Source organism: Aquibaculum arenosum, from assembly GCF_029222965.1.
In the GTDB taxonomy this organism is placed as follows: Bacteria; Pseudomonadota; Alphaproteobacteria; order Kiloniellales; family DSM-21159; genus Aquibaculum; species Aquibaculum arenosum.
In genome coordinates this window covers 116321-132308 of sequence record NZ_JARHUD010000004.1, presented here as the reverse complement: position 1 = coordinate 132308, position 15988 = coordinate 116321, and the positions used below count along the sequence as shown (strand labels likewise).

Sequence of the window (15988 nt, the reverse complement as noted above, 5' to 3'; positions counted from 1 at the left end):
GTGGCTGGGCCGCGCAGGGCATGGGTGTGGACGGCCGCGCTATGAGTGTCGCAGCGCCCGCAAAGCTGCGCGCCCAGCTTGGGGCTTGCCGCCCGAGCCTGTTTGGCAGTCTGTTGCTGGCCCTGCTGCTGGTGTCGCCCTTGGCTGCCCAGGAAGAGGCTGCCGATCCGACCGAGGTCGAAGCGGCCGGGACTGAGGAGCCAGGTGCAGAAGCTTCGGACACGCAACCCTCCGCCCGCATCATTCGCCGCATTCCCCTGGCCCGCTTGGGTCATCTCCAGGGTCTGGCGCTGGAAGGCGTCGCCGACGCGCGGGAGCTGCGCTTTCCCCTACCGCACGGCGTGACGATCGAAGAGGGCTGGCTGGGCTTGGGGCTGGAGCATGTCACGCCTTTCAGCGAGACCGCCAGCCTACGCCTGTCGATTGACGGCATGCCACGCGCCACCCGGGGTCTAGCCGGTGAAGGCGAGAGCGATTGGCCCTTCCCCCTCGACCCGGCCAGCCTCAGCGGTGACAGCCTCTCGGTGGGCTTGGAGTTCCGGGCGAGCCGCAGCGAGAACCGCTGCCTCGATGAACGCACCCTGACGGACTTCGTACGGATCGGGCCGGGCAGCGGCCTGCACCTGGCCATCGATGCCCACAGCGTCCAGTCCCTGGCCTCGGCCTGGTCGCTGCTGCCGCAGCGGGTCACGGTCTCGCTGGGGCGCGAACCGCTCTCGCCGGGCGCCTTTGCCGCGCTGCTGGAGATCACCCGGCGCCTGCAGGCCAGCGGCCGCGAGGTGCGCTATCTGCCACTGCCGGAGATCCCGGCCGATGCGCCGGTTGGGCAGCTGGCCTCCGGCTTGGCCGGCGCGCGCAGCCTGCTGTTCGAGGGCTTTGCACCGGACGAGAGCTTTGGCATCGGTCACATCGTCGTGGCCGCACGCAGCGAACTGGCGGCACTGGAAAGCGCGGTGGCACAAGCACAGGAACGTTTCGAGCGCTTCTCCGGCGCCGCAGAGGGCGAAATGCCGCTCCCCTCGACACGCCTGCAACCGCAGCCAGGCGACGCTCCCGATCTGCGCCTGGTGCGCTTCCTGGATTACCCGGTGATCGCGGCCGGCAGCAGTGATCCGGAGCCGGCGATCGGGCTGCTGACAGGGCCCTGGTCAAGTCTGGCAGACTCCAGCAGCCTGCGTGCAGACCTGCAGCAGTCGCTGAGCGCAGACGCACCAAAGCGAGACGGCGCCACCTTTGCCGAGCTCGGGTTTGACGATGGTCTGCGCAGCGCCGCGGGCCGCTCCGAATGGCTCCTCGACTTCGCCCTGCGCGACCTGCCCCAAGGTCGCTTGCCCACCGCGGTGGAACTGCAGCTCATTCTGCCGGGCAGTCCGGACGGCTCGCGCTCGGGCCCGCTTGACGTCTATTTCAACGACTCGCTGCTGGCCAGCATTCCGCCCGGACGCAGCGGCGAACGGCGGCGCGAAACCCTGGCTCTGCCCACCTATCTCATCGGCACGGAGAACCGCCTGCGCGTGGTGCTGCGCCGCGTCCAGAGCGCCGAGGATTGCACCCTGCCGCCGGCTGATACTCCCGCCCAGTTGCTGGCCAGCAGCCGCATCCTCACCGAGCAAGAGGCACCGCGGCCGCGCGACTTCTACGAACTAATCAGCCACATGGGGCAGGATCCGCTCTTCCTTCTGCCTGAAAGCCTGCTGGCCGACCCAGCCGCAGCCCTGCCGCTGCTCGCGCGCGTAAGCGAAACTCTGCTGCCGGCCCGGGTGCGACCCCGCCTGCGCTTTTTCGGAGAGAGCGCTCCGGCCAGCGTCGACGGCCCCTTCCTGCTGCTTGGCCAGGCGCAAGGACTGCGGCCACAGGCGCCGCTCGACCTCTCCGATGGCCAGCTCACTCTGCGCGATGGAACCGGCCGCAACCTGCTGCAAACCGATGCGCCGCTGCAAACTGCCGTGGTGCAGTTGGCGCGGCTTGGCGAGCACAGCGGACTGTGGGTTTTGCCCGACGGTCAGGGTCGCTATCCGGCGCCGCCAAGTCTCTCCCTGGGCCGCAACAGTCTGGCCTGGATCGACGACGGGGGCGTGGCCCTGGCGCTGCAGACCGAACCCGAAGCGGCCGCGCGCCTGCGCTACCCCTGGGCGGAAACCTGGCTCGAACTGCTGGACCGGCACCGCCATGCCATCCTGGCGGGGGGCGCGATCCTGCTGACGCTGCTGATCCTGGCGCTGATCACCCGTCAGCGTCGCCGCCGTCGGCGCAGCCAGGGCTGACCGGCTAACGGAGCGAGGCCCTCACAAGCCAGCGGGCCGTCCTTCCACTGGGTTACTGAAGGGAACGAAAGCCTCCTGCCCGGCCACCTCGCGATGGTGGCGAAGGGCCCAGTGCACGGAAGGAAAGGCGAGCGACTCCCAGGGAATGTCGGCCCAGGCAAACAGCCCGACATCGCTTGATTCCGGCCCGGCCCACACGGCATCGTCCAGCAGCCGCGCGCGGTAGATCAACTGCACCTGGCTGATGCGCGGAATGGAATAGACGGCGAGCAGCTGGTCGATCTCGATGCGGGCACGCGCTTCCTCCCAGGCCTCCCGCCGGGCCCCGGCATCGGCCGTCTCACCCAGCTCCATGTAGCCGGCCGGCAGCGTCCAATAGCCGAGACTGGGCTCGATGGCGCGACGGCACAGCAGAAGCTTCTCCTCCCACAACACCACCGAGCCGACGACGATCTTCGGATTCTGGTAGTTGATGAAGCCGCAATCGCGACAGACCAAACGCTCCCGGTCGTCGCCCGCAGGCCTGCGCTGTTCGAAGTTCGTCCCGTCTCCGTCCAAGCCACCCGCTCCTTCTCTGTCCCTCACCTGCAGTGTGGGAAACGACCGGGACGGGGGCAAGCATCAGCTGGCCGATTGTCGATCAGCGGATTGCGCGAAACGGCGCTCAGCAGTCGCGGAACAGGCCGTGGCCGGCGGCCTTGTGGCCTTGTTCGGTGGCGGCGGCGCGGTAGTAGGTAACCAGGAAGGTACGCACGGCCGAGGCGAGATTTCCCTCGCTGGTGGCTCGGATGCAGGATATCAGGCGATCCATGCCGACGCCCTCGCGCAGGCACACCTCCTCAAGGGCATCCCACATCGGGCTTTCCAGGCGCAACGACGTACGGCGTTCCTGGACCCGGATGTTGCGCAGTTCCTGCGCGCCATGATCTACGGCATCCCGTTTCGATCGAGGCGCAGAGGCTTCCACGGGGCCGTCCAGTGGGCGGGATTCAAGGGCGCGTGTCGGCATGGTGCACCCAATGATTGAGGCGGCGGCGTTTCATCCTCCATTAATCGCGCGTCCGTTGCGAGCAGCGCAAGTCTATTTCACATCCGAAAGGCGTACTGATCAGTTTATTTCGCTTCCTCAGGGGTAAGAGTTTGCATCTGCAGGGCGTGCAAGCCAGCCTCGAACTCTGCGCCGAGCACCGCATAGACCGCTCTCTGGCGCTCCACCCGGCTGAGCCCCACGAAGCGGTCGGAGACAATGCGCACCCTGTAGTGTGTCTCGCCACCCGGCCGCGCGCCGGCATGGCCTTCGTGGCGAGCGGAATCGTCTTGGATCGTCAGTTCCTGCGGCGCGAAGGCCTCACGCAGCTTCCGCTCCAGGTTCTGCGACATCGACATGGCATGGACCTCCTTGGGGCTGTATGGCTTGGAAAGGTATGGCAAGAGGCGACGCTCCGTCGCTCCCGCCGGCCTGTCAAGCCGGACCGCGGCGGCAAGCATGGATGCGCTGGGGAGGATGACCTGATTTCATGAGCAGAACATCGAGCTCCGCGCCGCCCCCAGCGCCAGGGGCGGCACCGGGGGCGCCCGCTCCCGCGCTGGCCTACGGCCTCTTTGCGCTCACGGTGCTGATCTGGGGCAGCAACTGGCCGATCATGAAGATCGGGCTGACCATGATTCCGGCCTTCTGGTTCGCCTTCCTGCGTGTCTTCCTGGGCTGTCTTGCGCTTTTTGCCGTGTTGGCCGCCGTGGGCAGCCTGCGCCTGCCGAAGCGCAGCGACCTGCCAGTGATCCTCTCGGTCGGCATGCTGCAGATCGCCGCCTTCCTGCTCATCATCAATCTGGCGGTGCCGGTGGTGGGCGCGGGGCGCTCGGCCATCCTGGCCTACACCACACCGCTTTGGGTGGTGCCGGGCGCCCTGCTGCTGCTGGGCGAGCGCCTGCGGCCACTCAAGACCCTCGGCCTGCTTGCGGGCCTGTTGGGTGTGGCGATCCTCTTCAACCCGATGGCCTTCGATTGGGCCGATACGGCCCAACTGCGCGGCAATGCGCTGCTCATGCTGGCTTCCCTGGCCTGGGCCGTGGCCATCCTGCATGTGCGCTCGCGCCGTTGGCAGGGCTCGCCGCTGGAGCTGGCGCCCTGGCAGTTGCTGGTCGCCATGCCGCCGCTGCTGGCCGGCGCGCTTTTCTTCCATCCCGACTGGCGCCCGCCGGCGCGCTGGGATCTGGCGCTGCTGTTGCTGCACAACGGCGTTCTGGCCACCGGCTTCTGCTACTGGGCCGCCTTCACGGTGACCCGGGCGCTACCGGCCATGTCCACCTCGCTTGGCTTCCTTGGGGTCCCGGTGGTGGGCGTGCTCTCCTCCGCGGTCATCGTCCAGGAGGCCCTGACGCTCAGCGTGATCGCAGGTCTGCTGGCCATCCTGCTGGGCGTCACGCTGGTCAATCTTTCGGACCTGCGCCGCAATCGGCGCCGACGATAGGATTGAGGGTACGCAAGGCTCTTGCAGGCGGCGCGCTCCGGACGCACCCTGCAGCCATGCTGCACCTACCCCTCCTCGCCCTTGCGCTCGTCGCCCTACTCCCCGCCCTGCCGGCAACGGCCCAGGATCGCCATCAGGCCTGCCTGCAAGAAGCGGCCTCGCAGCCCGCGCAGGCGCTGGAGCGCGCCCAGGCCTGGCGACAGCAGGGCGGAGGTGCTGCCGCGCGCCACTGTGCTGCGGCCGCGCTCGCCGAGTTGCAGCGCTATGGTGAAGCGGCGCAGGAACTGGAGGGCGTGGCCCGGCTGGTCGAGAATGAGGCCCGTCCCGGCCTGCTGGCCGAGGCGGCCTGGCTGCACCTGCTGGGCGGCGATCGCGATGCAGCGGATGCTGCCCTGAGCGCCGCCATCGAACAGGCGCCTAGCGATGTGGAGCTGCGCATCGACCGCGCCATCGTGCGCGCAGAAGGCGAGCGCTGGTGGCAGGCGATCGATGACCTGGACCGCGCCTGGGAGCTGGCGCCACAGCGCACGGAAACGCTGCTGCTGCGCGCCGAGGCCTACCGCCGGGTCGATGCCTCGGAACTGGCGCTCGATGATCTCAACCGCCTGCTTTCCCTGGAGCCGGACAATGCCGAGGCGCTGATGCAGCGCGGCATCGTGCAGATCGAACTGGGCGAGACCGAAGCCGCCGCCATGGACTGGCGGCAGGCGAGTGACCTGGACCCTCAGGGCGAGGCTGGGCGCATCGCGCGCGAAAACCTGCAGCGCCTCGAGGCGACCGCCGAATAAAAGCCTTCAGAAATCCAGATCAGCGTAGTGCGCCGGCGCCGGCACCCCCGGCACGCTATCGGACAGCAGTGCGCGCATGATCGGGCGCGACTTGATCCGGGCGTACCAGTCCCGCGCCACGGGGTGATTATCCCAAGGGACGTGCCCCAGGTAGTCGACACAGGAGAGATGCGCCGCAGCCGCCAGGTCGGCAAGACTGAGGCTCTCGCCGGCCAGCCAGTTGCGCCGCTCGGCCAGCCAGGCCAGGTATTCCAGGTGGTGGTGAATGTTGTGATTGGCGGCCCGAATCGCCTGGGAGTCCGCCGAACCGCTGCGCGCCAGGCGCTTCAGCAGCTTTTCTTCCAGGAGCGGCTCGGAAACTTCGCGCGCGAACTTGCGGTCGAACCAGTTGGTCAGACGGCGCACCTCCACCCGGTCTAGGGCCGTTTCGCCCAGCAGTTGGCGCTCGGGATAGATTTCGTCGAGGTACTCGGTGATGACCCCGTCTCCGGGCACCACGGTCCCGTCCTCCTCGATGAGAACGGGCACCTCGCCAGCCGGGTTGAGGCGCAGGAAGGCCTGGCGCCGCTCCCAGACCTGCTCGGCCTTGAGCTCGAATTCGAGGCCCTTCTCTGCCAGCGCCAGTCGGACCTTGCGGCTGCCGGGATTGAGGGCATGATGGTAGAGGACACGCATGAGCGCCACCATATACGGACTGTCTCCCGGACTGAACAGGGCCGGGATTCTGCCGATTGCAGGAAGAGCGCGTCCGCATGACATTGCGGCAGCGGCCCGTCCACCCTATTTTCCGCCCTCAATGAGCCCGCAGGCTCCCAGAAGTCTGCACGCCCAGGGCGCCCCAGTCACGGTAACCGGACCGGCATGAGCATCGACCTGAGTCATATTCGTAACTTCGCCATCATCGCGCACATCGACCATGGTAAGTCCACCCTGGCCGACCGCATGATCCAGCTCTGCGGCGGGTTGACCGAGCGCGAGATGAAGGAGCAGGTGCTCGACTCCATGGACCTGGAGCGTGAGCGCGGTATCACCATCAAGGCCCAGGCTGTGCGCCTGGAGTACACCGCGGACAACGGCGATACCTACCAGCTCAACATGATCGACACGCCTGGCCACGTGGACTTCTCCTACGAGGTCAGCCGCTCGCTTAAGGCCTGCGAAGGCTCACTTCTGCTCGTGGACGCTTCACAGGGCGTGGAAGCGCAGACGCTGGCCAATGTCTACCTGGCCATCGACCACGACCACGAGATCGTGCCGGTGCTTAACAAGGTCGACTTGCCGGCAGCGGAGCCCGAGCGCATCCGCGAGCAGATCGAGGAGGTGGTGGGGCTGGATGCCACCGACGCGCTGCAGATCTCGGCCAAGACCGGCGTGGGCGTCAAGGAGGTGCTGGAAGCCATCGTCCATCGCCTGCCGCCGCCAGAAGGCGATGCCGAGGCGCCGCTGCAGGCCCTGCTGGTGGATTCCTGGTATGATGCCTATCTGGGCGTCGTGGTCCTGGTGCGGGTGATGGACGGCAAGCTGCGCGCCGGCATGAAGATCCGCATGCTGGGCACCCGGGCCCTGCACGACGTGACCCAGGTGGGCATCTTCAAGCCGACCAAAACCAAGGTCCAGGAACTCGGCCCCGGCGAGCTCGGCTATGTTGTGGCCGGCATCAAGGACATTGCCGACGCCAAGGTGGGCGACACCATCACCGACGAGCGCCGCCCCTGCGCCGGCCCGCTGACCGGTTTCCAGCCCTCGATCCCCGTGGTCTTCTGCGGCCTCTTCCCGGCCGACGCCAGCGACTATGAGGAGTTGCGCGATAGCCTGGGCAAGCTGGCGCTTAACGACTCCTCCTTCGTCTTCGAGCCCGAAGTCTCCCCGGCGCTGGGCTTCGGCTTCCGCTGCGGTTTTCTGGGGCTGCTGCACCTGGAGATCGTGCAGGAGCGCCTGGAGCGAGAATTCGGCCTCGACCTCGTTACCACGGCGCCCTCGGTGGTCTATCACGTGCATCAGCGCAACGGCGAGACGCTGCACCTGCACAACCCCTCCGACATGCCAGACCCCACCAAGGTGCTTTCCATCGACGAGCCTTGGATCAAGGCGACCATCATGGTGCCGGACGAGTTCTTGGGCTCGGTGCTCAAGCTCTGCGAGGAGCGCCGCGGCGAGCAGCAGGACCTCACCTATGCCGGCAACCGGGCCATGGTGGTTTACAAGCTGCCGCTCAACGAGGTGGTCTTCGACTTCTACGACCGCCTTAAGTCGGTCACCCGCGGCTATGCCTCCTTCGACTATCACCTGGAGGGTTATCGCGAGGGCGACTTGGTCAAGCTTTCCATCATGGTCAACCAGGAGCCGGTGGATGCTCTGGCGCTCATCGTCCATCGCAGCCAGTCGGAAGCGCGCGGACGGGCGCTCTGCCAGAAGCTGAAGGAACTGATCCCGCGTCAGCTCTTCAAGATCGCCATCCAGGCCGCCATCGGCGGCAAGGTCATCGCGCGCGAGACGGTCTCGGCCATGCGCAAGGACGTCACCTCCAAGTGCTACGGCGGCGACATCTCGCGCAAGCGCAAGCTGCTGGACAAGCAGAAGGAAGGCAAGAAGCGCATGCGCCAGTTCGGCAACGTGGAGATCCCGCAGTCCGCCTTCCTGGCCGCGTTGCGCATGGGCGAGGAGTAGCGTGCCCCGCTGATCCAGGTCATGGCCGCCAATCGGTAGGTGTGGCAAGGAGCCGGCGAACCATAACCGCCGGAGCCCTCCGATGCCGCGCCGCATTCTGATCATCCAGGGCCATCCCGACCCCGACCCGGCGCGCCTTTGCCGCGCCCTGGCCGAAGCCTATGCCGAGGGCGCACACAAGGCGGGGCATGAGGTCGCGCGCCTCGACCTCGCCCAAATGGACATTCCCCTGCTGCGCAGCGAAACTGCCTTCAAGGAGGAGCCACCCACGCAGGAGATCCGCCGGGCCCAAGAGGCCCTGCTGGCCGCTGAGCACGTGGTGGTGATCTTCCCGCTGTGGCTCGGCACCCTGCCCGCCCTGGTGAAGGCTTTCTTCGAGCAAACACTGCGCCCCGGCTTCGCCTTCGCGACCAAGGGCAAGGGCTTTCCCAAGGGACGGCTCAAGGGCCGCTCGGTGCGCCTGGTGGTCACCATGGGCATGCCCGCGCTGGCCTACCGCTGGCTCTACGGCGCCCACGCCCTGAAAGGCCTATCGCGCAGCCTCTTCGGCTTCGTCGGCCTCAAGCCGGTGCGCCAGACCCTCTTCGGCATGGTGGCCAGCGCCAGCCAGCAGCGGCGCCAAGGCTGGCTGGACGAAATGCGCCGGCTGGGAGAGCGGGCGCGGTAGCGCGGAGAGCCGCGTCACTGCGAGCGACCGCAGGGAGCGTGGCAGCCACACGGGCTGGCCTGTGACCCTGGATCGCCACGTCGGCTGCGCCTCCTCGCGATGACGGCGGCAGGAATCGGCAGCCCCCGCATCCGTACGACGCCGACGCGGCCCAAAACGCCGTCATTGCGAGCGACCGCAGGGAGCGCGGCAATCCAGGGCGACTGGCCTGTGACCCTGGATCGCCACGTCGGCTGCGCCTCCTCGCGATGACGGCTGTGGTGAGGGGTTTCTCCCAGATCAGTCACCGTGCAGCGGAGCAAGCGGCTCGCGGTGATGCCATTGGGATGGGAGGCTCCTCCCCCTATCCCATCGCCTCCTGGCCGATGCCGCCGCGCAGGGCGCCGGGCGCTACTGACCCCCAGAGCACCGCATGGTCCTCCGGCAACGCACGGCTGTTGGGCATGGCGAGCCAGAGGCGGTAGAGCAGGCGTTGGCGGCCCGCCTCGGCATCGTCGGTGAAGGGCGTGCGGCCGTGGTAGATGACGTGGTTGTTCAATAGCTGGATGTCGCCCGGCTCCAGCGTCATCTCGAAGGAGAGCTCCTTTGCCACCGCCATCAGCATGTCCAGCGCCTCGCGCTGCACCGCCGTCATCTTCGGGATGTCGGGCAGCAGCTCTGCCGCCTCGATGTAGGTGAGGGAATAGTGGCTGGTGAACTTGCCGTCTCTCTGCCCGAAGATCGGCAGCGGGTAGGCCAGCCGCTCCGCGCCCTTTTCCTCGCCGAAACGGCTACGGTGATAGGGCTGGTAGAGCACGGCGGCGAGGTCCGGCCGGCGCTCCAGGATTCTGTTGTGCACCGCTGCCGAGGAGCAGAGCGTGCTGACGCCGCCGCTGCCGGCCTGGCTGACGCAGAGCAGGCCCACCACATCGCAGCGGTCGGTGTGGAAGCGCAGCGCGCCGTTGCTCAGAGTGCGGGCGTAGGAGGAAAGGAAGGTGCCCTTGTCGGTCTCCACCGCACCGTAGCGCTCGCCGATTCCGGCGCCCTCGTCGCAGATCTCGCGCATCAATTCGCCGCGGGCGTTCTGGAAGCGCGGGCTGCCGAGGTGAAGGCCGAGACCGTACCAGAGGCGCTTCAGGTCGGCCGGCTCGTAGCGCTCAACCGGAATGCGGCGCAGCTTCACCATGCCGCTGCCCTCTTCCAGCTCGGCGCGCGCCGCCGCCAGCCGCTCCTCCAGGCCCGGCAGCGCAAAGCTCTCGCGGGTGAGTTCCTGCCAGGGCGTGCCGCGGCGCTTCGCCGTCGCCACCGCCGCGTCCAGAGTCGCGATCTCCGACCTCGTCAACTCGATGATCCAGCGATCCGAAACCGCCATCTCCTGTCCGTCCCAGACACAGGCGCCCTCGATCCTCCGCGGTGACTTCATCGCTCCCCGCTCTCCCCTTCGTCTTTTTTCTCGCTTGTTCCGCGCCTCAGGTTGGGAAGTGCGCGGTCAGCTCGCCCACCTGTTCGGGCGTGAGGTAGCGCGTGCGCTCGCCGCGCAGCAGCAGAAAAAGCTTCGCCGTCTCCTCCAGCTCCTCGGCGGCATAGACGGCCGCATCCAGCTCCTTGCCCGCGACCACGGGCCCGTGGTTGGCCAGCAGCATGGCACGGTGCTCGCGCGCCGCAGTCCGCACCGCCTCGGCCAGTGCCTTGTCGCCCGGCCGGTAGTAGGGCAGCAGCGGCAGCTTGCCGACGCGCATCACGTAGTAGGCGGTGATCGGCGGCAGCACGTTTTCGGGGTTAATCTCCGCCAGGCAGGAGACCGCCACCGAATGGGTGGCATGCAGATGCACCACCGCGCGTTCCTCGGGGCGCTCCTGGTACATGGCGAGGTGCAGAAAGGCCTCCTTGGAGGGCTTATCGCCGGCAAGGAGGTTGCCCTGCCAGTCGAGGCGGGAGATGCGCGCCGGGTCGAGCCGACCCATGCTGGAGTTGGTGGGCGTCACCAGGATGCCATCCTCCAGGCGCACCGAGATGTTGCCCGAGGAGCCGCAGCCATAGCCGCGCTCGAAGAGCGACTTGCCGTGCAGCGCGATACGCTCGCGCAGCCGGTTCTCCTCGCTCATGCCCCACCTCCCGGCAGCTGCCGAAAGGCCTTCTCGAAGAAGTCGACCGTGCCGAAGTTGCCCGACTTGAGCGCCAGGAGCAGCGGCGGCTCGCCCAGGGTCGCGGTCCAGGGCACGCCGGGATCGATCTCCGGGCCGATGCGAAGCGCAGCGATGCCCAGGGCCGCCACCACGGCGCCGGAGGTCTCGCCGCCGGCCACCACCAGGCGCCGCAGCCCGGCCGCGACCAGTCCCTTGGCCACGCCGGCCAGGGTTTCCTCGACCAACGTGCCGGCCGCCTCGCGCCCCAGTTCGGACTGCACGGCAGCGACGGCATCGGGCTCGGCGGTGGCGTAGATCAGGATCGGCTCCGCGCCCATCTTCGGCCGCGCCCAGTCGAGAATCGTTTCGACGCTCTGCGCGCCACGGGCCAGCGCCAGGGGGTCGAGGCGCAAAGCCGGTCGCTTGGCGGCGAAGTGCGCCACCTGCGCGTTGGTGGCGCGCGAGCAGCTGCCGCTCAGCACGGCGGCCGCGCCCGCGATCTCCGGCAGCGCGTCGCTGACCTCGGCCTGCAGCAGGCCGCTGCGCCGGAAGTTCTCGGGCAGACCCAGCGCCACGCCGGAGCCGCCTGTGACCAGGCTCAGATCCGCCACGGCTTTGCCGATGGCGCGCAGATGGGCATCGTCCAGCGCGTCGACGATGGCGTGGCGCTTGCCTTCGGCCCGAAGCTCGTCCAGGGCGGTGCGGATCGCCTCGGCACCCCCGGACACGCTGGCATAGGGGACAAGCCCCACCGGATGGCGGGTCTGGCGACCCAGGACGCGCACGAGGTCGGCATCGGTCATGGGGGTCAGCGGATGGTTCTCCATGCCGCTTTCCGACAGCAGGCGGTCACCGACAAAGAGATGCCCCTGATAGATCGAGCGGCCATTGGTGGGAAAGGCCGGGCAGTAGATGGTCTGCTCCCCGCCCAGCGCCTCCAGCAGGGCCTCAGCCACCGGCCCGATGTTGCCGGCATCGGTGGAATCGAAGGTGGAGCAGTACTTGAAGAAGATCTGCCGCGCCCCGGCACCGCGCAGCCATTCCAGCGCTTCCAGGGATTGCCGCACCGCCTCGGCCACCGGCGCCGTGCGCGATTTGAGCGCCACCACCACGGCGTCGACATCCGGCGGCGTCCAGTCACTCGCCGGCACCCCCAGAACCTGCACCGTGCGCATGCCCTCGCGCACCAGCGTCGAGGCCAGGTCACTGGCTCCGGTTACATCATCGGCAATACAGCCAAGCAGCATGGTATTTCCCCGTTTCGTGTTTGTCCGGAAAGCTAAACCGCGTATGGCACAGGGTCCAGCCTTCCCGAACGTGCTCGAAGACCATCCGAGCACAAGCGGGAAACTGAGGGCCGAAGCGTCTCGAGTCCGCCTATTGGGCGATTGCGCGGCGCGGTGATTCTTGGTGCAATGCGCCGGTCAGGCTCGGCGGCCGTCGGCAGCACAGTGCTGCGTGCCGATCTTTCCCGCCCGAGCGACAGTCTCCGCCGCCATCCGGGCGGCGGGACACGGCTTCTGCCACATTGGAGGTACATCATGACCTTGCGGATCAATGCCGTCGCGCCGGATTTCACGGCGCAGACGACCCAGGGCACCATCAACTTCCACGAGTGGATCGGCGATGGCTGGGCCATCCTCTTTTCCCACCCCAAGGACTTCACGCCCGTTTGCACCACGGAACTGGGCTATATGGCCGGGCTGCTGCCCGAGTTCGAGAAGCGCAACTGCAAGATCATCGGCCTGAGCGTCGATCCGGTGGACAACCACGCGGCCTGGGCCAAGGACATCGAGGAGACCCAGGGCCATGCCGTCACCTACCCGATGATCGGCGACCCGGAACTGCAGGTCGCCAAGCTCTATGACATGTTGCCGGAGAGCGACGGCAGCAGCTCCGAGGGTCGCAGTGCCGCTGACAACGCCACGGTGCGCTCGGTCTTCATCATCGGGCCGGACAAGAAGATCAAGGCGATGCTCACCTATCCCATGAGCAGCGGCCGCAACTTCGACGAGGTGCTGCGCCTGCTGGATTCCTGCCAGCTCACCGCCAAGCACCAGGTGGCCACGCCCGTCAACTGGAAGCAGGGCGAGGACGTCATCATCGTCCCCTCCGTTTCCGACGAGGAGGCCAAGAAGCGCTACCCCGACGGCTGGAAGGCCCTGAAGCCCTACCTGCGCATCGTGCCGCAGCCGAAGTAGGCCACGACGTCAGAGCGGATTCAAAGGTGTAACGCAGAGTCACGCATTCATTCGGATCGCGCAGCGACTTCGAATGAATGCGATCTGCCTCACTCGCGCGGCAGGGGCGCCAGGCGCTTGAGATAGGCCGCCATGGCCTGGCGGTCCGCGTCGCTCAACTGGCTGGTGGAGGTCTCGATCACCTCCACCATGGCGCCGCCGGCATAGTCGAACTCCGGCGTGAAGCCGGTCTCCAGATAGTAGGCGATGTCGCCGGCGCTCCAGTCGGCAAGGCCGTCCTCGTGCGGTGTGATGTTCGCCACCCGGCGCCCATCCGGCCCCGTCGCGGTTCCGCCGAAGGCACGGTCCTGCTCCTGCGCGCCCAGGCGGTTGCGCGGCGTATGGCATTCGCCACAGTGGCCCAGCACCTCGACCAGATAGGCGCCGCGCGCCTCTTCCTCGCTCAAAGCCGGATCCGGTTCGAAACGACCCTCCTCGAAGAAGAGCAGCCGCCAGGGCTCCAGCAGGAAGCGGAAGCCGAAGGGGAAGGAGAGATCATGCTCCCGGTTGGCTTGGTCCGAGGGCTCGATGGTCTGGATATAGGCCCAGAGATCCGACACGTCGGCATCGCTCATGCCGGTGTAGGAGGTATAGGGAAAAGCAGGATAGTAGGCTGAACCGCCCGGCATCCGCCCCTCGCGCAGGGCGCGGGCGAACTCCGCCTCGCTCCAGTTGCCCAGCCCGGCCTCCGGATGCGGTGTGATGTTCGGGCTGTAGAAGGTGCCGAAGGGCGAGGAGATGGCCCGCCCGCCGGCCAGGAATGTGCCCTCGTCCGGCGCCGTGTGGCAGCCGGCGCAGGAGGCGGCGAGGAAGACCTGGCGCCCCCGCTCCTCGGCAGGCGAGAGGTCTGCCGTCGCTTCAGCCTGTTCTTCCTGGGTCTGCTCTTCCTGATCCTGCTCTTCCTGGGCCTGCGCCGCCGTCACCAGCAGCGCCAGGCCCAGGAAGGCCGGCAGAGCGCGCAAAAGCATCGCGGCTGCGATCAATCCAGTTCTTCGCGATAGGTCCGGTGACAGGCACCGCAGCCGTCACGGCCGAGAGCGGCCATGCCGGCCCCGATCTCGGCCGGGTCCTCGGTGGACTCCGCAAGCTCGGCAAAGCTGGTGGCCGCTTCGCTCAGTCCCTCGGCTTTGGCCGCGAAATCATCCGGATCTTCCCAGATTTCCGGGCGTGCCCCAGTCTCGATATCCACCTCGTGCATGCCGGTGCCCTCGGGGAAGAGGGCCACGATCTCGCCGGCGCGCTCGGCAATGGTCCGAGCAGCCTCGGCCACATCGGCAGCAGTGCCCTCGCCGTCCTGAACGTAGGAGCGGGCGACGCCCAGCTGCTGGCCGAGGCCCTTCATGAACTCCTGCCGCTCGTCGATGATCTCCGCTGGGTCGGCCTGGGCCGCCAGCGGTGCGGCGATCAGCAGGCCGGCCGCCAGAAGCGTGAAGAGGGACTTAGTACAGCGCATGGCATCGTCTCCCTGTTTTTTCCGAACCCTGTCGTAGCGGACTCATGTCAGAAGACTAGCGGCCCGCGTGCCCTTGCCGCAAACATTCTTTGTTCGCTCGGGCGTCCGAGCTACGTGGCAGCTCCCCGTCACATATCCTCGTCAAGGCCACCGCCCAACGCGGCGATCAGGTCGCGCAGTTCATCTGTCGCAGCCTTCAGCCGGGCCTCATCGGTCGCGCGCAGCACAAGCGAGGTGCCGACACGACCGTCGCGCATATAGGGATAGCTGCCCATCTCCACGTCGGGATAGCGTTCCTGCAAAGCACCCAATCCCGGCGCCACCTCGGACTCCGGCATGGCCACCGGCAGTGAAACCGACTGCATGGGCAGACCGCCCACCAGGTCCGGCGCCAGGGCTTCGAACTGCGCCTGCATGATGCGCGGCACCCCGGCAAGCACGAAGACGTTCTCAATCTTGATGCCCGGCGCGCGGCTGACCGGATTCTCGATCAGCCCGGCCCCCTCAGGCGTGCGCGCCATGCGCAGACGCGCGTCGTTGATGCGGTCGCCGTAATAGTCTTCCAGCAGTCGACGGGCCTCGGGATGCTCTATCACGGGGCGCTCGAACGCCGCGGCGACGCAATCCACCGTGATGTCGTCGTGCGTCGGGCCGATGCCGCCGGTGGTGAACAGGTAGTCGTAATCCTCCTTCAGCCTGCGCAGCGCCGGCACCAGCGCCGACTGCAGGTCCGGAAGGATCCGAACCTCGAGCAGGCGGATGCCCAGCTCGTTCAAGCGGCGGCCCAGGTAGCCAATGTTAGCGTCCTGGGTGCGTCCCGAGAGAATCTCGTTGCCGATCACCAGCACGGCGGCGGTGTAGATCCGACTCATCTCAGCCTGCCGCTCACTCCGTGGAGGTCCCGCGGCTTTCCATGCACTGACGGAAGTGCCGCTCGTAGCTGCCCTGTTCGCCGTGGTCGCGCATGGAGCGGCTGAGTGAGCTCATCGGGGCCGAACCAAGGCGGCTGCTGCGCATCGTGTCCCGGTCACTGCGGATGCGTCGGTCCTGGGCCACCACCGCGCGGGCATAAGCATCACACTGCTCATTGGCTTCCTGGTAACCCTCGTCCCTTCCACGTTGACCGGGCTGCGTGGCCGAATCGTCGTAGATCAGAGGCGAGGTTTCCTGCCTGGGCTCATCATAGCGGTAGGCCGGGGCCGCGCCTTCGCCCGCCGGCGCTTCGGCCGATCGTTGGGCACAGGCGCCCAGTGCAAGCAGTCCCGCCAGGGCGACGCCCCAGAGAATCGGTGGGCGGCAGGCGGCTCGGGGTGTGGAAGAAGTCAGTGCCATC

At 67.5% G+C, this 15988-nt stretch carries 17 protein-coding genes; 6 read left to right on the top strand and 11 right to left on the bottom strand.

The annotated features are described in order from the left end of the window. Window positions 1–41: 41 nt before the first annotated feature. Window positions 42–2264: a cellulose biosynthesis cyclic di-GMP-binding regulatory protein BcsB gene (locus P2G67_RS07805; RefSeq protein ID WP_275821747.1), complete on the top strand. Its 2223-nt coding sequence runs from the start codon at window positions 42–44 to the stop codon at window positions 2262–2264. A 21-nt stretch (window positions 2265–2285) separates the two neighbouring features. Here P2G67_RS07805 and P2G67_RS07800 read toward each other — a convergent pair whose 3' ends face one another. The 3 genes from P2G67_RS07800 to P2G67_RS07790 form a co-directional block, all read right to left on the bottom strand. After that, window positions 2286–2822: an NUDIX hydrolase gene (locus tag P2G67_RS07800; RefSeq protein WP_275821745.1), complete on the bottom strand. Its 537-nt coding sequence runs from the start codon at window positions 2820–2822 to the stop codon at window positions 2286–2288. 106 nt (window positions 2823–2928) lie between these two features. Beyond that, window positions 2929–3273, bottom strand: a complete 345-nt coding sequence (locus P2G67_RS07795; protein ID WP_275821743.1) for a ribbon-helix-helix domain-containing protein — start codon at window positions 3271–3273, stop codon at window positions 2929–2931. A 104-nt stretch (window positions 3274–3377) separates the two neighbouring features. After that, window positions 3378–3650: a BolA family protein gene (locus P2G67_RS07790; protein ID WP_275821741.1), complete on the bottom strand. Its 273-nt coding sequence runs from the start codon at window positions 3648–3650 to the stop codon at window positions 3378–3380. Between the two features lie 131 nt (window positions 3651–3781). On the opposite strand from P2G67_RS07790, the gene P2G67_RS07785 reads away from it, so the two are divergent. Together P2G67_RS07785 and P2G67_RS07780 are read left to right on the top strand one after the other, a co-directional pair. Further along, window positions 3782–4735 carry a DMT family transporter gene (locus tag P2G67_RS07785; protein WP_275821739.1) on the top strand — a complete coding sequence of 318 codons (954 nt, stop codon included), beginning with the start codon at window positions 3782–3784 and terminating at the stop codon, window positions 4733–4735. Between the two features lie 56 nt (window positions 4736–4791). Beyond that, entirely contained in the window at window positions 4792–5523 is a 732-nt protein-coding gene (locus tag P2G67_RS07780; RefSeq protein WP_275821706.1) for a tetratricopeptide repeat protein, read from the top strand. 6 nt (window positions 5524–5529) lie between these two features. Here the strand turns inward: P2G67_RS07780 and P2G67_RS07775 are convergent, their stop codons facing one another. Continuing rightward, the gene (locus P2G67_RS07775) at window positions 5530–6198 is read right to left on the bottom strand and encodes a glutathione S-transferase family protein (protein ID WP_275821704.1); all 669 of its coding nucleotides are present in this window, start codon (window positions 6196–6198) and stop codon (window positions 5530–5532) included. Between the two features lie 186 nt (window positions 6199–6384). On the opposite strand from P2G67_RS07775, the gene lepA reads away from it, so the two are divergent. Both lepA and P2G67_RS07765 read left to right on the top strand, forming a co-directional pair. Next, the gene (lepA, locus tag P2G67_RS07770) at window positions 6385–8190 is read left to right on the top strand and encodes a translation elongation factor 4 (RefSeq protein WP_275821702.1); all 1806 of its coding nucleotides are present in this window, start codon (window positions 6385–6387) and stop codon (window positions 8188–8190) included. A gap of 82 nt (window positions 8191–8272) precedes the next feature. Beyond that, entirely contained in the window at window positions 8273–8857 is a 585-nt protein-coding gene (locus tag P2G67_RS07765; RefSeq protein WP_275821700.1) for an NAD(P)H-dependent oxidoreductase, read from the top strand. 343 nt (window positions 8858–9200) lie between these two features. On the opposite strand, the gene P2G67_RS07760 is transcribed toward P2G67_RS07765, so the two are convergent. From P2G67_RS07760 to otnK, 3 genes are read right to left on the bottom strand one after another with little or no spacing between them, the layout of a single operon-like run. Next, entirely contained in the window at window positions 9201–10259 is a 1059-nt protein-coding gene (locus P2G67_RS07760; RefSeq protein ID WP_275821698.1) for a TauD/TfdA family dioxygenase, read from the bottom strand. Window positions 10260–10305: 46 nt separating this feature from the next. Then, on the bottom strand, window positions 10306–10941 hold the full coding sequence (gene otnC / locus P2G67_RS07755; RefSeq protein ID WP_275821696.1) for a 3-oxo-tetronate 4-phosphate decarboxylase: 636 nt from the start codon (window positions 10939–10941) through the stop codon (window positions 10306–10308). Beyond that, window positions 10938–12209 (bottom strand): 3-oxo-tetronate kinase, encoded by a 1272-nt coding sequence (otnK, locus tag P2G67_RS07750; protein ID WP_275821694.1) that lies wholly within the window; start codon window positions 12207–12209, stop codon window positions 10938–10940. The genes otnC and otnK overlap by 4 nt, the downstream gene beginning before the upstream one ends. 294 nt (window positions 12210–12503) lie before the next feature. Here otnK and P2G67_RS07745 point away from each other — a divergent pair, with 294 nt between their 5' ends. Next, entirely contained in the window at window positions 12504–13163 is a 660-nt protein-coding gene (locus tag P2G67_RS07745; RefSeq protein WP_275821692.1) for a peroxiredoxin, read from the top strand. An 89-nt stretch (window positions 13164–13252) separates the two neighbouring features. Here P2G67_RS07745 and P2G67_RS07740 read toward each other — a convergent pair whose 3' ends face one another. The 4 genes from P2G67_RS07740 to P2G67_RS07725 all read right to left on the bottom strand — a co-directional run bounded on the left by P2G67_RS07740 (window position 13253) and on the right by P2G67_RS07725 (window position 15987). Next, window positions 13253–14170, bottom strand: a complete 918-nt coding sequence (locus P2G67_RS07740; RefSeq protein WP_275821690.1) for a cytochrome c — start codon at window positions 14168–14170, stop codon at window positions 13253–13255. A gap of 11 nt (window positions 14171–14181) precedes the next feature. Next, on the bottom strand, window positions 14182–14655 hold the full coding sequence (locus tag P2G67_RS07735; protein ID WP_275821688.1) for a c-type cytochrome: 474 nt from the start codon (window positions 14653–14655) through the stop codon (window positions 14182–14184). 128 nt (window positions 14656–14783) lie between these two features. Then, the gene (locus P2G67_RS07730) at window positions 14784–15527 is read right to left on the bottom strand and encodes a competence/damage-inducible protein A (RefSeq protein WP_275821686.1); all 744 of its coding nucleotides are present in this window, start codon (window positions 15525–15527) and stop codon (window positions 14784–14786) included. 13 nt (window positions 15528–15540) lie between these two features. Next, complete coding sequence (locus tag P2G67_RS07725) at window positions 15541–15987, bottom strand: hypothetical protein (protein WP_275821684.1); 447 nt, start codon at window positions 15985–15987, stop codon at window positions 15541–15543. Window position 15988 lies beyond the last annotated feature (1 nt).